19 protein-coding genes are annotated in these 16,357 nt (G+C 65.2%); 12 read left to right on the forward strand and 7 right to left on the reverse strand.

Going from position 1 to position 16,357, the window contains the following annotated elements; genetic code table 11:
• Nucleotide 1: 1 nt before the first annotated feature.
• From RT028_RS01995 to RT028_RS02030, 8 genes are all read left to right on the forward strand, one after another.
• Complete coding sequence (locus RT028_RS01995) at nucleotides 2-919, forward strand: metal ABC transporter substrate-binding protein (protein WP_312931868.1); 918 nt, start codon at nucleotides 2-4, stop codon at nucleotides 917-919.
• The gene (locus RT028_RS02000) at nucleotides 916-1,662 is read left to right on the forward strand and encodes a metal ABC transporter ATP-binding protein (RefSeq protein ID WP_312931870.1); all 747 of its coding nucleotides are present in this window, start codon (nucleotides 916-918) and stop codon (nucleotides 1,660-1,662) included. The genes RT028_RS01995 and RT028_RS02000 overlap by 4 nt, the downstream gene beginning before the upstream one ends.
• Nucleotides 1,662-2,561: a metal ABC transporter permease gene (locus RT028_RS02005; protein WP_312931873.1), complete on the forward strand. Its 900-nt coding sequence runs from the start codon at nucleotides 1,662-1,664 to the stop codon at nucleotides 2,559-2,561. The genes RT028_RS02000 and RT028_RS02005 overlap by 1 nt, the downstream gene beginning before the upstream one ends.
• Nucleotides 2,562-2,631: 70 nt before the next feature.
• Nucleotides 2,632-3,567 carry a metal ABC transporter solute-binding protein, Zn/Mn family gene (locus RT028_RS02010; protein ID WP_312931876.1) on the forward strand — a complete coding sequence of 312 codons (936 nt, stop codon included), beginning with the start codon at nucleotides 2,632-2,634 and terminating at the stop codon, nucleotides 3,565-3,567.
• Between the two features lie 200 nt (nucleotides 3,568-3,767).
• A complete protein-coding gene (gene lpxO, locus RT028_RS02015; protein ID WP_312931878.1) occupies nucleotides 3,768-4,667 on the forward strand; it encodes a lipid A hydroxylase LpxO in 900 nt (299 codons plus the stop codon).
• Between the two features lie 112 nt (nucleotides 4,668-4,779).
• Nucleotides 4,780-5,118 carry a carboxymuconolactone decarboxylase family protein gene (locus RT028_RS02020; protein ID WP_312931880.1) on the forward strand — a complete coding sequence of 113 codons (339 nt, stop codon included), beginning with the start codon at nucleotides 4,780-4,782 and terminating at the stop codon, nucleotides 5,116-5,118.
• A 149-nt stretch (nucleotides 5,119-5,267) separates the two neighbouring features.
• Nucleotides 5,268-5,834, forward strand: a complete 567-nt coding sequence (locus tag RT028_RS02025) for an N-acetyltransferase (RefSeq protein WP_312931882.1) — start codon at nucleotides 5,268-5,270, stop codon at nucleotides 5,832-5,834.
• Nucleotides 5,835-6,006: 172 nt separating this feature from the next.
• Complete coding sequence (locus RT028_RS02030) at nucleotides 6,007-7,338, forward strand: hypothetical protein (protein WP_312931885.1); 1,332 nt, start codon at nucleotides 6,007-6,009, stop codon at nucleotides 7,336-7,338.
• Between the two features lie 82 nt (nucleotides 7,339-7,420).
• Here the strand turns inward: RT028_RS02030 and RT028_RS02035 are convergent, their stop codons facing one another.
• Complete coding sequence (locus tag RT028_RS02035; protein WP_312931887.1) at nucleotides 7,421-7,681, reverse strand: hypothetical protein; 261 nt, start codon at nucleotides 7,679-7,681, stop codon at nucleotides 7,421-7,423.
• A gap of 393 nt (nucleotides 7,682-8,074) precedes the next feature.
• On the opposite strand from RT028_RS02035, the gene RT028_RS02040 reads away from it, so the two are divergent.
• Together RT028_RS02040 and RT028_RS02045 are read left to right on the forward strand one after the other, a co-directional pair.
• Nucleotides 8,075-9,394, forward strand: a complete 1,320-nt coding sequence (locus RT028_RS02040) for an MFS transporter (RefSeq protein WP_312931889.1) — start codon at nucleotides 8,075-8,077, stop codon at nucleotides 9,392-9,394.
• A 105-nt stretch (nucleotides 9,395-9,499) separates the two neighbouring features.
• On the forward strand, nucleotides 9,500-9,859 hold the full coding sequence (locus RT028_RS02045) for a hypothetical protein (RefSeq protein WP_312931891.1): 360 nt from the start codon (nucleotides 9,500-9,502) through the stop codon (nucleotides 9,857-9,859).
• A 289-nt stretch (nucleotides 9,860-10,148) separates the two neighbouring features.
• Here RT028_RS02045 and RT028_RS02050 read toward each other — a convergent pair whose 3' ends face one another.
• The 6 genes from RT028_RS02050 to RT028_RS02075 form a co-directional block, all read right to left on the reverse strand.
• Entirely contained in the window at nucleotides 10,149-11,237 is a 1,089-nt protein-coding gene (locus RT028_RS02050) for a DUF1615 domain-containing protein (protein WP_409567133.1), read from the reverse strand.
• 131 nt (nucleotides 11,238-11,368) lie between these two features.
• Nucleotides 11,369-11,920, reverse strand: a complete 552-nt coding sequence (locus RT028_RS02055; protein ID WP_312931892.1) for a hydrolase — start codon at nucleotides 11,918-11,920, stop codon at nucleotides 11,369-11,371.
• Nucleotides 11,921-11,983: 63 nt separating this feature from the next.
• Complete coding sequence (locus RT028_RS02060; protein ID WP_312931894.1) at nucleotides 11,984-12,703, reverse strand: alpha/beta fold hydrolase; 720 nt, start codon at nucleotides 12,701-12,703, stop codon at nucleotides 11,984-11,986.
• 3 nt (nucleotides 12,704-12,706) lie between these two features.
• Nucleotides 12,707-12,928, reverse strand: coding sequence for an MbtH family protein (locus RT028_RS02065; RefSeq protein ID WP_312931896.1), 222 nt, complete (start codon nucleotides 12,926-12,928; stop codon nucleotides 12,707-12,709).
• A 121-nt stretch (nucleotides 12,929-13,049) separates the two neighbouring features.
• Complete coding sequence (locus RT028_RS02070; RefSeq protein ID WP_312931898.1) at nucleotides 13,050-13,451, reverse strand: hypothetical protein; 402 nt, start codon at nucleotides 13,449-13,451, stop codon at nucleotides 13,050-13,052.
• Nucleotides 13,452-13,584: 133 nt separating this feature from the next.
• Complete coding sequence (locus tag RT028_RS02075) at nucleotides 13,585-14,295, reverse strand: NUDIX hydrolase (protein ID WP_312931900.1); 711 nt, start codon at nucleotides 14,293-14,295, stop codon at nucleotides 13,585-13,587.
• A 145-nt stretch (nucleotides 14,296-14,440) separates the two neighbouring features.
• On the opposite strand from RT028_RS02075, the gene RT028_RS02080 reads away from it, so the two are divergent.
• Entirely contained in the window at nucleotides 14,441-15,091 is a 651-nt protein-coding gene (locus RT028_RS02080; protein WP_312931902.1) for a nicotinamidase, read from the forward strand.
• Nucleotides 15,088-16,287 (forward strand): nicotinate phosphoribosyltransferase, encoded by a 1,200-nt coding sequence (pncB, locus tag RT028_RS02085; RefSeq protein ID WP_312931904.1) that lies wholly within the window; start codon nucleotides 15,088-15,090, stop codon nucleotides 16,285-16,287. The genes RT028_RS02080 and pncB overlap by 4 nt, the downstream gene beginning before the upstream one ends.
• Nucleotides 16,288-16,357 lie beyond the last annotated feature (70 nt).

Consider the following 16,357-nt stretch of genomic DNA (forward strand, 5'->3'; position numbering starts at 1 on the left):
CATGTTTCGCTCCACCCTGGCGCGCCGCGCCCTTGCCTTGCTGATCGCCTGCGCCCTGCCCGCCCTGGCCCTGGCCGATGCCGGTAAACCCCTGCGCATCGGCATCACCCTGCATCCCTACTACAGCTACGTGAGCAATATCGTCGGTGACCGGGCGGAGGTGGTGCCGCTGATTCCAGCCGGTTTCAACCCGCATGCCTACGAACCGCGAGCCGAAGACATCAAACGCATCGGCACGCTGGACGTGATCGTGCTCAACGGCGTGGGCCATGACGACTTTGCCGACCGCATGATCGCCGCCAGCGAAAAGCCCGACATCGCCACCATCGAAGCCAACCGCAACGTGCCGCTCCTGGCCGCCACCGGCATCGCTGCGCGCGGCGCTGGCAAAGTGGTCAACCCGCACACCTTCCTGTCGATCAGCACCACCATCGCCCAGGTCAACAACATCGCCCGGGATCTGGGCAAGCTCGACCCTGATAACGCGAAGTTCTACACACAGAACGCCCGCGCCTACGCCAAGCGTCTGCGCAGCCTGCGCGCTGCGGCCCTGGCCAAGGTCACCGAGGCGCCCAACGCCACCTTCCGCGTGGCCACCATCCACGCCGCCTACGACTACCTGGTGCGCGACTTCGGCCTGGAAGTCACGGCAGTCGTGGAACCGGCCCACGGCATCGAGCCGAGCCCGGCGCAGTTGAAGAAGACCATCGACCAGCTCAAGGCGCTGGACGTGAAGGTGATCTTCTCGGAAATGGATTTCCCCTCAGCCTACGTGGAAACCATCCAGCGTGAATCGGGCGTGCGACTGTATCCGCTGACGCACATTTCCTACGGCGAATACACCAAGGACAAATACGAAGTCGAGATGAAGCAGAACCTCGACACGGTCGTACGTGCCATCGAGGAGAACCGTACATGACCGCCGCGGCCAAGCTTCCCGAATCAGGTGGCCCACGCATCGAGTTCGCCGGTATCGACCTGACCCTAGGCCGCACGCGCATTCTCGAGCAGGTCAGCTTCACGGTCGCGGCCGGCAGCATTCATGCCATCGTCGGACCCAACGGCGGCGGCAAGAGCTCGCTGATCAAGACCCTGCTGGGGCAGATGCCGCACCAGGGTCGGCTGACCTTGCACTGGCCGAGCGCTGCTGAAGTGATCGGCTACGTGCCGCAGGCGCTGGAGTTCGATCGCGGCCTACCGATGACCGTGGATGATTTCATGGCCGCCATGTGCCAGCGCCGCCCCGCGTTTCTCGGGCTGTCGCGGCGCGTACGCCCGGACATCGACCAGGCCCTGGCACGGGTCGGCATGCTCGACAAACGCTCGCGGCGCATGGGCGCGTTGTCCGGTGGCGAGCGTCAGCGGGTATTGCTCGCGCAGGGGCTGATTCCGACGCCTCAGTTGCTGGTGCTGGACGAGCCGATGTCCGCTCTGGATGAGGCGGGCATCCAGGTGTTCGAGCAGCTGTTGCATGCCTGGCGCGCCGCCGGCACCACGGTGCTGTGGATCGAGCACGACCTGCAGGCGGTGCTGCGTCTGGCCGACCGGGTCACCGGGCTGAGCCGCCAGGTGCTGTTCGACGCTGCGCCCGCCGAGGCGCTGACTCCGGAGCGGCTGCTCAGCCTGTTTTCCGTTCACCCGCGCCGCGAGGAGAACGCCTGATGAGCTTTGAACTGTTCCGGCAGTGGGTCCAAGAGTGGGCCAACGCCGGCTACCTGCCCGAAGCGCTGGCCTATGGTTTCGTCATCAACGCGCTGCTCGCAGGCCTGATGATCGGCCCGGTACTGGGCGGGTTGGGCACCCTGGTAGTGGTCAAGCGCTTTGCGTTCTTTTCCGAAGCGGTCGGCCATGCGGCCCTGACCGGCGTGGCCATCGGCATTCTGCTCGGCGAGCCCTATACCGGGCCGTACGGCAGCCTGTTCGGCTACTGCCTGCTGTTCGGCATCCTGCTGAATTTCCTGCGCAACCGCACCGGGCTGTCGCCGGACACACTGATCGGCGTGTTCCTCTCCGTGTCACTGGCACTGGGCGCAAGCCTGCTGCTGATGCTGGCGGGGAAGATCAACGTGCACATTCTGGAAAACGTCCTGTTCGGCTCGGTACTGACCGTCAGCGGCGAGGACCTGCTGGTGCTGGGGATCGTCGCGCTGCTGGTGGTGTGCCTGGCGGTGCCGCTGTACAACCGCATCATGCTGGCCAGCTTCAACCCGCAGTTGGCGGCAGTACGGGGTGTGGCGGTGAAGACCCTCGACTACCTGTTCGTGGTGCTGGTGACCCTGGTTACCGTGGCCGCGGTCAAGGTCATCGGCGCGATCCTGGTGGGCGCGTTGCTGGTGATTCCGGCGGCCGCTGCGCGCCTGGTGAGCCAGTCGCTGAAAGGCTTTTTCTTCATCGCCGTGCTGATCGCCACCTTCAGTACGCTGACCGGCATTCTGCTGCCGATCGTGTTCGACCTGCCCATTCCGTCGGGCGCCGCGATCATCCTCATGGCCGGTCTGTGTTTCGCCCTGGCCGCCCTGGCCCGCGCCCTCGTCCCACGCCTGCAAGGAAATCCGGCATGACCCTCTGCCTTCAGCACCGGGCCGTCGCGCTGGCCTGCACCCCTACCCTACACCTGCAAGGAAGCCCGGCATGACCTTCTCGCTCAAGCAGCTCTCTCTGGCCCTGGCCCTGGCTGGCCTGCCCGCCTTCGCGCTGGCCGCGCCAGCCCCCAGCGCGCCAGCGGGCAAGCAGGCGGCAGCAGGTCAGCATGAAGCGGCCGCGGTGACCGTGCTCACCACCGTGCCGGTCACCCACAGCCTGGCTGCCGCCCTGCTCGACGGCACTTCGGTGCAGCTCAACCGCGCCGCTCCTGCCAACCTGCCGGCCAGCCGTCAGCCGTCGTTCTTCAGTGGCCGTGGTGGCGCCAGCCTGGACAAGGCCGCGCGCAAGGCAGACGCGGTGATCGGCCTGCGCTCGATCTGGCGTGACGACCCGCTGTATCCCATGGCCCGGCGCAGCAATATCCGCATCGTCGAGATCGACGCCGCGCGGCCAGTGGACGGCGCCCTACCAGGCATCGCCGTGCAGGGGGACAACGCCTTTGCCGCGTACCCCTGGCTCAGCCCGACCAACCTGGGGCGCATGGCCGATGTCCTGGCCAATGACCTCGAACGCCTGGCACCGGCCGACAAAGCCCGGATCCAGAGCAATCTGGCCGGTATCAAGCGGCAGATGCTGGAATTGCTCTCGGCCAGCCAGACGCAACTGGCCGAGGTGGACAACCTCACCGTGGTCAACCTGTCAGAGCGCCTGGGTTACCTGGCCAGCGGCCTGAACCTCGACGTGGTCGAACAGCCGTTGCCCGAAGACGACCGCTGGGAGCCCAGCGCACTCAAAGCACTGACCGACAACCTCAAGGCCCAGGATGTGGCGCTGGTGCTGCACCATCGCCAGCCTGATGCGGCCCTGGCCGAGGCAATCAAGGCAGGCGGGGCGGTGCTGGTGGTGGTCGACAGCGATGCTGATGACACTGTGGCGGGGCTCAAGGCCAGTGTCGAGCAGGTGGTGAAGGCGCTGCGCGGCTAGCCGTCGTCGCGATCAACCGACGTTGGATGTGTTGCTTGGCCGGGCCGTGTGGAGCGGCCGGTCCGGCAGGCGGCCGGCCCTGCGCGATGGACCCGTTGCCGTCCAAGCTGATGTAACAGAATGTACAAAGTTCAATCCCCATTGGTATGCTGATGGGCTTGCGCCATCACTCTGGCCACATCTGTCGATAAGTACCGCCCATGAAAATCGCCCTTGTCCTGATCTTCGTCCTGTCCATCAGCTACGTACACCTGCGCGGCCGCGTACGTCACAAGCTGACCCGACAACTGGGCGATCACTCCAGCTTCCTGGCGCCGATCAACAGCTTCCTGTACCTGTTCTCGCGCCATCCCGCCAAACCTTACCTGCCGCTCGAAGCCTTCCCCGAGCTCGCTCCGTTGCAGGCCCATTGGCAGGAGATCCGCGAAGAAGCCCTGCAACTGCTGCACGGCGGCGAGATCAAGAAGTCCGAAAACTTCGATGACGTAGGCTTCAACTCGTTCTTCAAGACCGGCTGGAAGCGCTTCTACCTCAAATGGTATGGCGAAAGCCATCCGTCGGCGATCAGCCTGTGCCCACGCACCACCGAGCTGCTGCAGGGCATCGGCACGGTCAAGGCGGCCATGTTCGCCACCCTGCCGCCAGGCGCCAAGCTGGTTCGCCACCGCGACCCCTACGCCGGTTCGTACCGTTACCACCTGGGTCTGGATACCCCCAACGACGACGGCTGCTACATCAACGTCGACGGCGAAAAATACGCCTGGCGCGACGGCGAGGCCGTGATGTTCGACGAAACCTATATCCACTACGCCGCCAACACCACCGAGCACAACCGCATCATCCTGTTCTGCGACGTCGAGCGCCCGCTCAAATACCGCTGGGCCACCGCGTTCAACCGCTGGTTCAGCCGCAATGTGATGGCCGCGGCCGCCGCGCCGAATGATGCCAATGACAAGACCGGCGCCATCAACCGCCTGTTCACCCGCATCTACCGTATTCGCGAACGCGGCAAAGCGCTGAAGAAGCGCAACCGCACCCGTTACTACCTGGAAAAGTGGTTGGTGGTCGCGGCGCTGGTGCTGCTCTTCATCTACATCTGAGCCCGGTAGCAAGCCGAAAGTCGCAAGCATTTACACCCCAAGGCCCACCGCACAGCGCGCGGCGCCCGGTTAGCCTCACGGTTCCTGCACAGAACCGACTGAGGTGAAGACCATGAGCATGCTCGACTGGAATGGCTACCGCACACAGCTGATGGCGGGCATTGGCGAACTGCATGAACTGTCTCCCGATACCGTCGCGGGTTACCTGACCGCCAGCGGCGCGGGCGCCAAGACGCAGTACCTGGACGCCAAGACCCGTGAACTGATTTCCCTCGCGGTGGCCGTCACCACCCGCTGCGACGGCTGCATCAGCGTGCACGCCAAGGCCGCACTGGAACACGGCGCTCGCCGCGAAGAAATCGCCGAGGCACTGGGCGTAGCAGTGGCGATGAACGCCGGAGCCGCCCTGGTGTATTCGGCCAGGGCTCTCGATGCGCTGGGCGGGACCTGAACAGGCCTGAGTGGCTGCTACGCAAGGCGTCAGACCCGCGGCCGCATGAGCAAGCCCGCCTGCATGGGCAGCGCTCGACGCCGCCAGGCTTGCGCCGCAGCGTGGGGCATCACACACTGCGCGGTTCGATCGCACAGGAAACGTTGCCCATGCACATTCGCCCCATGACGCCGGACGACTTCGCGCGGTTCTGGCCCACTTTCCAGGCCGTGGCCCAGGCCCGCGAAACCTACGCCTACGACCCCGAGCTGAGCTTCGAGCAGGCGCGCCACCTGTGGCTCGAGCTACCGATGCACACGCTGGTCGCCGAGGACGCCGGGCAATTGCTCGGTTCCTACTACCTCAAAGCCAATGCCGCCGGGCCCGGTGCGCACGTGGGCAATTGCGGCTACATGGTCTGTGAGGCCGCGCGCGGGCGTGGCGTGGCGCGGGCGATGTGCGAGCACTCGCAGAAACTGGCCCGCCAGAGCGGCCTGCTGGCGCTGCAGTTCAATTCGGTGGTGGCGACCAATGAAGTGGCGGTGGCGCTGTGGCACGCCCTGGGTTTCGAGACGGTCGGGCGGCTGCCCAAAGCCTATCGACATGCCCGCCTCGGGCTGGTCGATTGCCTGGTGATGTACAAATGGCTGGCCGATGAACCCGTCACGCAAGCCCCGCCCCTGCTCATCGGCCGCAAGAACATCGAGGCCCGCGTGTCTCGCCGCCGCGGTCGCTGACAACAGGCGACACCCGCAGGGTAGCGGTGCCGAATGCAGAGGCTCCTACCCTGGAAAACCGGACATCGATCACCGGTGTGGCCGTTCTCGTCAATGCAACGATCACCCCCCCCCCGCGCCGCGTCTGTTGCGCTACGCTGTGCAGCGTTTCTTCACCCGCCATGGAGCCCTCGTGAAGCCCTCGACTCTTGCCACCCTGCGCCCGTCACTGCCCGCCCACGCGCTGCCGGGTTCATTAGCTGCCCTCGCCGCCCAGGCCGATGCCGATGGCTACCTGCCTGATACCTACGAACAAGGCTTGCGCATCCGCCTGGAGAGGGGCGCAACGGTGGGCTCGGTGCGCTTTTTCAGGCCGTTCGCCACTGAACAGGCCATTGAAAAGCTGCATCTGTCGATGTCTTACACCGCCGCGATTGCCGCGCAGCCACTGCTTGAGCCACTACCGCCAAACGACGAGCACCACCCGGGAGAACGCCAATGCCAGATGTTCACCGCAGAAGGCCACGAGCTGCGGGTGACCTTTCGGGATGACGCGATCCAGGCGCTGCAGATCAGCCTGCCCAACGCCGTGTACCCCACCCCACCCAAGCTGCTGGCCGACCCGAGCCTGACCGTCGCCTATGACCTGCTGCGCGATGCGCAGCGCCTTCAGCCCACCTCCGAGCGCGGCGCCGAGTGGGCCGGTGGCTGGAGCCTGGGCCTGCCGCCAGGCCTGCGCACGAGCCAGTGGCCCATGAGTGAGGCCTTGGGCCACCCGCTGCGCCATGCATTCACGCTGCATGTGCCGCCTGAGTACCGCACGCAAGGTGAAGCGCTGGTGGCACTGAGCGTGTTCGTCGACGATCAGTTCGAAGAGCTGTCAGGCAATGAGGCCGTGCAGGCGTTTTACGCCGCCCCGGCGAGCGAAACGCCACCCAGTGACCCCGCGCTGCGGGTGCTGTGGCAGCACACCCGCGATCGCCACCCGCGCCGCTTCGACATGCAAGACATTCTTGGCACCCATTATGCGGCCCTGTGGCTGACCCAGGCCGAGTTCGATGGCGCGCTGTGCCCACCGCCGCGCTTGCCGGCCAGCGAGTTGCTGGGCCCGGAGCCGGCGTGGCTGACGCAACCCTACCCGAGGTATTTCTACGACATGCCCGTGCGCGAGCCTGGTCAGCCACCGGTTGCACTGCTTGCCGATGCCGGCCTGGAAACGGCGCTGCCCATTCGTACCCGGGTGCGTGAGGGCGACCCGAACGTTGGCAAGCCGCCGCGCGAGTGGGAACACGAATGCGTCGACAGCGGTTACGTGCCAGCCTTCAGCGAGCAGGCTGAGGGCCTGGACCTGGAGCGATTCTTCGGCCTGAATCACCTGGGCGGCACGATGATGCCCGAGCAGGGCTACCCGGATTTCGGGCCGCGCTACCTGGGCTGCGAGGAGGATTTTGGCGGTTTCAACTTCGGCGGCGGCACGGCTCAGTTCGACCTGGCGTTGATGCAGATGGATTGGGCCTGCGGTTAGGCAACGACCCTGCGCCCAGGGCGTTGACCTGGGCCCAGGGGGAAACTCCCGCCTGGACCCAGGTGGTGATCGGCGGGTCGGCTTACAGGTCTTTCTTCACTTCTTTGTCGACATGCTTGTCGGCCTTGTGCCGCTCTTTGTCCAGGTGCTTGGCGCCCTTGTCGATCTCCTTGTCATCGTGCTTGATGCCTTTGTCGATTTCCTTGGCATCATGGTCGACGCCCTTGTCGGCTTCACGCACATCGTGACGCACACCGTCCGCGACATCGCCTTCAGCCAGTGCCACCGGCGAGGACAGAACAGCTGCAAGCGCCAGCGCAGCAGCAGGCAACAGGTACTTCATGGTGAACCTCCATTGAATGAGAACATGTCCTTGTCGACACTCACTACACACTAGTCGAAGCTCAGCAGATCAGACAGCGCAGCCGGTCGCGCCGGTGCGTCATCCTGTCGCAGCAGAATCTTCTGCTGACTGACGCCTGCGCCCGTAGAATCCGCTCGGCCTTTTCGTCCAGTCGCCACGAACACTGGCAACCCGTCGCCATGACCCTGTCCTCCTGCGCCGCCTCTGGACCAGGGGTGATCGAACCGTCCACTGCCCGCAGGGGCCCGTGGTCGCGTCATGCCTGGTCGCAGACTTTCCCTGGCATCTCGTTGCAGCGCTGACCTCATTGGAGGCGGCGGCGTGCTGCGCGGCGAACGAGGCACTCATCGATCTTTCCCATTTGAGGTACGTATGTCCGTGCGTTTGCTGGGCATGGCGCTGGCGCCATTGCTCGGGTTGTTCATCGTTGCGCTAGGCAACGGTTTCCTGTCGTCCCTCACCACCTTGCGCCTGGGCGAAGCTGGCGAATCGGCGACGATGATCGGGGTCGTGGCCTCGGCCTATTTCCTCGGCCTCACCCTCGGCGCACTGTTCAACGATCGGTTGATCCTGCGCATCGGCCACATCCGCGCCTACACCTGCTTCGCCTCGTTGATCGCCGCGACCATCCTGCTGCAAGGCTTGTTCGTCGATACCTGGGGCTGGATGGTGCTGCGCCTGATCAACGGCTGGGCCACCGTGGGGGTATTCCTGGTGATCGAAAGCTGGATGCTGCTGGCCGGTGACGCGAAGATCCGCGGCCGCCTGCTGGCGCTGTACATGATCGCGCTGTATGGCGCAGGCGTGCTGGGCCAGGCGTTTCTCGGCGAGTTGGCCGGCTGGGGCGCCACTGCGCCGTTCATGGTCGCGGGCATGCTGGCGTCGTTGTCGATTCTGCCCATTGGCGTGCTGCCGCGGGTGTCGCCATTGCTCGATCAGGTCGAACCGCTCAAGCCGCGCCAGTTGCTCAGCGTGACGCCCAGTGGCCTGGTCGGCTGCTTCGGCTCGGGCGTGGCGATTGCGGCGGTGTACTCGCTGCTGCCGCTGTACCTGCAGCGTATCGGCCTGGACACTGGAGCGGTGGGCAGCATGATGGCCTGGGTGATTCTCGGCGCAATGCTGCTGCAGTACCCGGTCGGTCGCTGGTCGGACCGCACCGACCGCCAGGATGTGCTGATCGTGCTCGGCTCGCTCTGCGTGCTGCTGTCGGTGGGCATTCTGCTGCTGCCGGCCGGATCGCACCTGCTGCCAGCGCTGCTGTTCCTGCTCGGCGGCGGGGTCTTTGCGATCTACCCGGTGGCGGTGAGCCACGCTGCCGACCGGGCTCCGGCCGACGCCATCGTGCCGATGATCCAGGGCATGTTGCTGATCAACTCGCTAGGCTCGGCGATTGCGCCGCTGATGATCTCGCCAGCGATGACCGCCTACGGCGAAGCCGGGCTGTTCTGGGCCTTTGCCGTGGTCAACCTGGGCATGGTGAGCTTCTTCCTCTGGCGACGCGGCAAACGCCCGGCGCCCGAGCACCCGGCGCCGTTTGCACCGTCGGCCACCTTCTCGCCGACCGGCGCCGAGTTGCGGGTAACCGAGGCATTGATTCATGCGGCGCACGAGCACCCGACCATGGCCGATACGCACGCCTACGCCGATCCGGTCGATACAGCGCAGGACGCAGACAAGCCGTCTGCGACGTAACATTCAGTAACCTAGCGCCGGCGACCGTCTGTCGCCGGCCGGGCACCCCGCCCCCATTCTCGCGGCCGAACAGCATGTAAGATCCCTTGCCTTCAGGAGATTCACATGATCAGCATTCGCCCGCTTTCCATTGCACTCGCCCTGAGCTTCGGCCTGGCTTCCACTGCCAGCTTCGCTGCGACTGACATGAACCACGACGCGACCAAACCGCATACCAGCACCTCGACCACGCACGGCAGTGGTGCGGACACCAGCAACGGCATGAGCACGCCCGGCAGCACCACCCCTGGCACCACAGCGGGTCAAGGCAGCAGCGTCAATTCCGGTGCCAGCGGCATGAAAAACAACTCGACCACGGGTTCGGGTACCAATTCCGATTCGGCCGCAGGCATGCCCAAGCCAAAAAACAACGACGGCAGCACCAATTCGCTGCCAGGCACTGACAACACCACGCCCAAGCAGTAATGCGTAATCGGCGCTGACCCGTGTTCACGGGTCACGCCGTTGCAGTACCCCGCTTTCTTGCGCGGGACTTGTCCAATGCCTTTCAAGCCCCTCCCCTGCAGCTCCGTTCACCAACTGGCAGCCGTTTCTCAGCCAGCGAGTGGCCTGTACGCCGCCAAATCACACAATGACCGTGCTTGACCTGCCTGACGTTCCGGGAACGCCACTGCGCGGCACTTCTCATCGGTCGTGTTATCCGCGCGCGCCTCAATCCTTGAGGCCGCGAAATACTTGAGCCGCCCAGGTCTCCTCAACGTTGCATGCAGCGCTGGTAGCGTGCATCGACACGCTCTGCAAACCACGCCGTGGTCAGCGTGCGGGTTATCTTCGGACTTTCCAGCACGATCCCGGGCAGCACCGCGCGCGCCAGCGGCTTGCCGGCCTTGGCGTCAGCCAGGGCGAAGACGCCCGTGTAGATCGCCGTTTCCTCGAACGCCAACTGATCTTCCTGCTCCAGTTGCCGGCGGATCTGTGGGTTGCGCAGGCCCAGCTTGACGCCCAGGGTGCGCGCGGCCTGTTCAGTCTTGCCGGGTAGCAGCGCACCTGGGTTGATCAGGTCACCGTCGAGCGCCAGCCTGGCACCCGTGACACGGCTCAGGGCGGCCTGGAAGGCGGCATTGCGACTGGCATAGCGACCAGCGTTGAAATCAGCGAAGCGGTACAGCGGCGCCGGGTAATGCGTCGGGTAGTCCAGCAGGTGGGCAATGCCGAAATACATCCCGCCGCGGCGGGTGAAGACTTCATCGCGCAGGGTGCCACTGTAGGTGTAGGGGTAGCCGTGCGCGTGCTTGCGGGCGAAATCGACGCTGACCTGCATGGGCCCGCCGGTGTGCACCGGGTTGAGCCCGGCGAACAGCGTACGGCCCAGCGGCAGGCCCGCGATCACATCGTCGTACAGCTCGCTCAGCTCGCGCTCGCTGCGCACGGCCAGCAGGCGCTGCTGGTAGGTCTTGCCATTGGCCGATGTGCTGTTCAGTGCGCGGTCGACCAGCAGACGCGGGATGTGCAAGCGCCCGGCGCGGCGGTCGATTTCCTCACGAGCGATGCGGCCCAGACCCGGCACCTGCGGATCAGCCGTGAAGGTGGATTCCTGCTCGGTGATCGCCAGCACGGCGCACAGGTTGCTCTGATCGGCGCGCAGGTGCTGGGCGCTGAACGCGGTCTGGATGTCTTCGGCCCAGCCCTGGCGGTCCTTGACCTGCGCCGGCAGCAGACGCAGCAACTGGGCGCGCACGGCGGCTGGCTCGGCTTCGGGTTCGGGTGCAGGTTTATGGCCTGCGCAGCCTTGCAGCAGAGCCGCGAGCAACACGCCCGTGGCGTAGTGACGCCAGCGCCACAGATCGCTCAAGGTGCCTGGCAAGCCCGGCAGATCCGCCTCAGGAGCGTGCACGCCTGCAGCATTGCTCGACCCAGTGCTGCGCGACAGGCCCCGAACCGCATGATCCGCCGCGCCTGACCCCGCCGCGCCGTTCAGGGCTGCTCCCCCACCAGGTAGGTCTTGCTTAACGTCCGGAACTGCGGGTGGCTGGCGCTGCCCAGCAGCTCGAACAGGACCATCTCGCGGGTCACGATCTGCGCGCCAGCGTCGCGCATGCGCGCCAGCCCTGCGGCCTTGTTCGCTGCGCTGCGGCTGTCACAGACGTCTTCGACCACGAACACCTGTTTACCCAGCGCACGCAGGCCGAGCACGGTCTGCAGCACGCAAACGTGGGTTTCCATGCCGCACACGATGAACTGCTCGCGGGCCAGTGCCGTGGCCGGCAGGCAGTCGGCCGCCACGCAGGAGAAATGCTGTTTCTCGACCACCGTAGCCGACGGCGCTGCCTCCATCAGTTCAGCCAAGGTATGGCCGAGGCCCTTGGGGTATTGCTCGGAGACCACGGTAGGCACTTCCAATGCGCTACAGACGGCCAGCAACCAGCGCGCACGAGCCCGCATCCCGACAGGGTCGGTCATGGCATCGATGAGTTTTTCCTGGATGTCGACCACCAGCAGCGTGGTCTGGCGTGGATCGATCAGCATAAGGGCGTCCTTCGCCTGAATAGAGAGTCGACCTAGCCTCCCCCAGGTAAAGGACTACGTCAATCAGGCCGAAAGTCGATGAGGCTGCAACCGCTGGGCCAGCGTGTCGAGCACCCGATCTTCTTGCTCATGAATAAAGAAATGCCCGCCGCTGAACATCTGCAGCTCGAACGGCCCCAGGCTTTCCTTGCCCCAGGCGAGCAATTGTTCTTCGCTGGCACGGTCGGCATCACCGGCCAGCACATGGACCGGGCAGCGCAGCGCTGGGCGCTGACGGTAGGCGTAGTGGCCGCACATGAGGAAATCGGCGCGCAGGATCGGCAGGGTCAGGCTCATCAGCTCCTGGTTAGCCAACACCTCTTCGGGGGTGCCCTGCAGCTCGCGCAGTTCATCGATCAGTTCGGCGTCGCTCTTGGGCTCGCGCCACTGGGTGTCGCCGTAGTCTTCGCGACGCGTCGGCGCGGCGGTGCCGCACGCGAACAGCGCTACCGGCGGCGGGCAACCGAGCGCTTGCAGCTCATGGGCCAGCTCGAACGCGAGCAAGGCGCCCAGGCTGTGGCCCAACAGCGCATAGGGCCCACTGGCCGCCAGGCGTTGTTCATCGGCCAACTGCCGGGCCAGGGCCTGCAGGTCGGTGTGCAGCGCTTGGCCGAAGCGCGCGCCACGCCCTGGCAACTCCACCGGACGCACCTGCAGCCAGGCCGGCAGCTTGCGCCGCCAGCGCGCATAGACCATGGCGCTGGCCCCGGAGTACGGCAGGCACAGCAGGTTCAGGGCTGTCACGGCTTACTGCGCCGCGCTTTCGGCCATCTTCTGGCGCAGGCTGAGCGGACGCATGTCGGTCCACACTTCGTCGATGTAGGCCAGGCACTCTTTCTTGAAACCGCTCTTGCCCACGGTGCGCCAGCCGGCGGGGATGGCCTTGTAGTCGGGCCAGATGGAGTACTGCTCTTCGTGGTTGACCACTACCTGAAACACGATGTCGTCGCGGTCGAATACGGAAGTCATTGCCTGTCTCCTTGAGGGTAAGCCGCTGCGCAGGCGCAGGGCAGGTCCTCAAAGAACGTAGGAAGCTTCTGCAAAATTAGTCAGCAATATCCGGGGCGATCCACTCCAGGGTGCAAGCCCCTCAGCCGCTGCCCAGCAAGTCGTGCGCATCCAGCAGGCGGTACAGCACGTCAGGGTTGCGCTCCAGGCCACGGCGGATAGCGGCGGGGATTTCCCGGCGGGTCTTGCGGCACAGCCCAGGCTGCGCCTCCAGTTCGATGAGAACGCCAAGCCGGGTGCGTACCTCGTTGTGGCCGGGGCTGATGTTCAGGCGGATGCCGAGGTTGTCGTACAGGCGCTGTTGCAGGTGGTAGAGGTCGGCCAGGTCATTGAGGTTTTCCAGACGCTGAAGCAGCTTTTTCTCTTCCTGGCGCGTCAGCATCAGGATGCGCTGGGCGGGCGGTGCACAGTCGGCCAGTTGCTCGCGCCCGCAATCGCAGGCGCCGGGTGGGCAAGGTTGGCGCAACTGAGGGGGGCTGGTCATGGCATCAGCATAGCTTCAAGTGTTTGATGAGCTCGGTGAATTGGCCGATTGCCCTGCTCGAAAACCGCCTGTACCGAAGCGGAACGAGCGGCGCGCAACGGCTCCGCAACCGGACCCGACTCCGCGCCCGCCTTCATCCGCCCAACCCTTCGGGCAACAGGCTGCGCTCGAACGTGAACAAGTCTGGCGACTGAGGCGTATGCCGGTAGAGCTGCTGCGGCCGCCCCAGCCTGGGCTGATGGCGCTCCCCGGTGTCGCACACCCAGTCCACGGCCTTCATCCGCTCCAGGCGCTTGCGCAGCGAGGTGTTGTTCACCGGCGCGCCCAGGCAGGCCTGAGTGGCCTGCACGGCCTCTAGCACGGTGAAGCGCTCGGGCAGCAGGTACAGCGGCAGGTTGCTGTACACGGTCTTGGCCGCCAGCCGCTCGCGGGCCAGGCTGGCCAGCAAGGTGTGGTCGAACGGCAGCAGCACCTTGCGCTGCAGCACGCTGTTCAGGTCGAAGAAGGCCAGGTCGTCTGCCTGCGGCGCGCTGTCAGGGGCGAGCAACGCCAGGTAGTAGGTGCTCAACGACCAGCCGCGCGGGTCGCGAAAGGCGTTGCCCTCGGTGCCCACCTGCTCCAGGTAGCGGGGTGTGACACGGGCCTTTTCCTGCAGCGCGCGTTCGGCGGCGGCCGTGAGGCTGTTGTCGGCGGTGCGGCCATTGACGATCACCCCGGGCAGCGCCCAATCGCCCTGGTGCGGCGCCCGCTCGCGACGGTGCAACAACACCTCCAGGCTCGCGGTATCAGGCGCCATGCGCAGGGCGATGATGTCGACGCTGGCCAGAACTTCGGCACTGCTCACAGATCTACTCCATTGAAAGTTTCTGGCCACATATTCCACCAGGAATGCAATCAGCTGCAACCCTCAGTGTCGATCGAAATAGATACTTGACATACTTAATACACCAGATGGATTATGTAGCCAGTCCCGCACAGGAGTCAGCACCATGAAGATCGCCAGTTTCGATGTCGATGCGCAGAACGGCTTCACCTGCCACGCACCGGATGAGCTGCCCGTTCCCGGTGGCCACGAGATTGTCCCGGCCCTGAACAGCATGGCCCGCCGCGCCAGCCTGCGCCTGGGCAGCAAGGACGCTCACCCGCGCAACGCCGCCTGGGCCGTGGCTGACCGCGCGCACATGCTCCGCCCGCTGGACCTGCCCAATGCTGACCTGACCTGGGTCAGCCACTGCGTACCCGGCACCCCAGGCTTCGAACTGCTGCCCGGCCTGCCGGCGCCCATCGACTACGACTATTTCGTCTGGAAAGGCATCGAGCCCGATCTGCATCCATACGGTGCCTGTTACCACGACCTGGCCGAACGGCGCTCCACGGGCGTGATCGAATTCCTCAAGGTTCAAGGCGTTCACGCCGTGATCGTCGGCGGCCTGGCGCTCGACTACTGCGTCGCCACCACTGCCCGTCAGCTGCGCAGCGCAGGCTTCGACGTGCTGCTGTACCTGCCCGCCTGTCGCGGCTTGAGCAGCGAAGGCAGCCAGAGCGCCTGCGCCACCATGGCCACCCGCGGCATTCACCTGTGCCACGACGAAGCCAGCCTCGACCAGACCCTTATCGACCTGCAGGAGACCCACGCATGAGCGAGCACATCTTCGGCGACCGTATCGTCCAGAACCTGCTGGACACCGACTTCTACAAGATCACCATGATGCAGGCAGTGCTGCACAACTACCCCAACACTGAGGTGGAATGGGAGTTTCGCTGCCGCAACAACGAGGACCTCTCGCCCTACCTGGCCGAGATCCGTCATCAGATCGAGCAGCTGGCCGAGCTCTCGGTGACCCAGGACCAGCTCGCCTACCTGGAGAAGATTCCGTTCATCAAGCCAGACTTCATCCGCTTCCTCAGCCTGTTTCGCTTCAACCTGCGCTATGTGCACGTCGGCCTGGATGACAGCGGCCAGCTGGCCATCCGCATTCGCGGACCCTGGCTGCACGTGATTCTCTACGAGATCCCGCTGCTGGCGATCGTCTCGGAGGTGCGCAACCGTCAGCGCTACCGCGAGGTGCGCCTGGAGCAGGTCGGCGAACGGCTGTACGAGAAACTCGACTGGCTGCGCCAGCAGGCCAGCGATGCGGAACTGGCCGGCCTGCAACTGGCCGACTTCGGCACCCGCCGGCGCTTTTCCTATCCGGTGCAGGAAGAGGTCGTACACATCCTCAAGCGCGACTTCCCTGGCCGCTTCGTCGGCACCAGCAATGTGCACCTGGCCCGCGAGCTGGAACTCAAGCCCATCGGCACCATGGCCCATGAGTGGTTCATGGCCCACCAACAACTGGGCCCGCGCCTGGTCGACAGCCAGGCCGCCGCGCTGGAGTGCTGGGTCCGGGAATACCGCGGCCTGCTGGGCATCGCCCTGACCGACTGCATCACCATGGATGCCTTCATGGGTGACTTCGACCTGTACTTCGCCAAGCTCTTCGACGGCCTGCGCCACGATTCAGGCGATCCGCTGGTCTGGGCCGAAAAAGCCATCGCCCACTATCAGCGCCTGAGCATCGACCCGGCGAGCAAGACGCTGATCTTCTCCGATGGTCTGGACTTCGCCAAATCCCTGCAGCTGTACCGCGCCCTGCACGGCCGCATCAACGTGAGCTTCGGCATCGGCACCCAGCTCACCTGCGATATCCCCGGCGTGCAGCCGATGAACATGGTGATCAAGATGACCGCCTGCAACGGGGCGCCGGTGGCGAAGATTTCCGACAGCCCGGGGAAAACCCAGTGTCGGGATGAGAACTTCGTGAGCTATTTGCGGCATGTGTTCAACGTGGCGTGACCCGCTGGCTCACTCAAGCTCGATTTGCGCGACGCGCTCCAGGTTCAGGCACCGAAACGGGGCCTGCCAC

The organism is Pseudomonas sp. (assembly GCF_032058845.1).
GTDB lineage: Bacteria > Pseudomonadota > Gammaproteobacteria > Pseudomonadales > Pseudomonadaceae > Aquipseudomonas.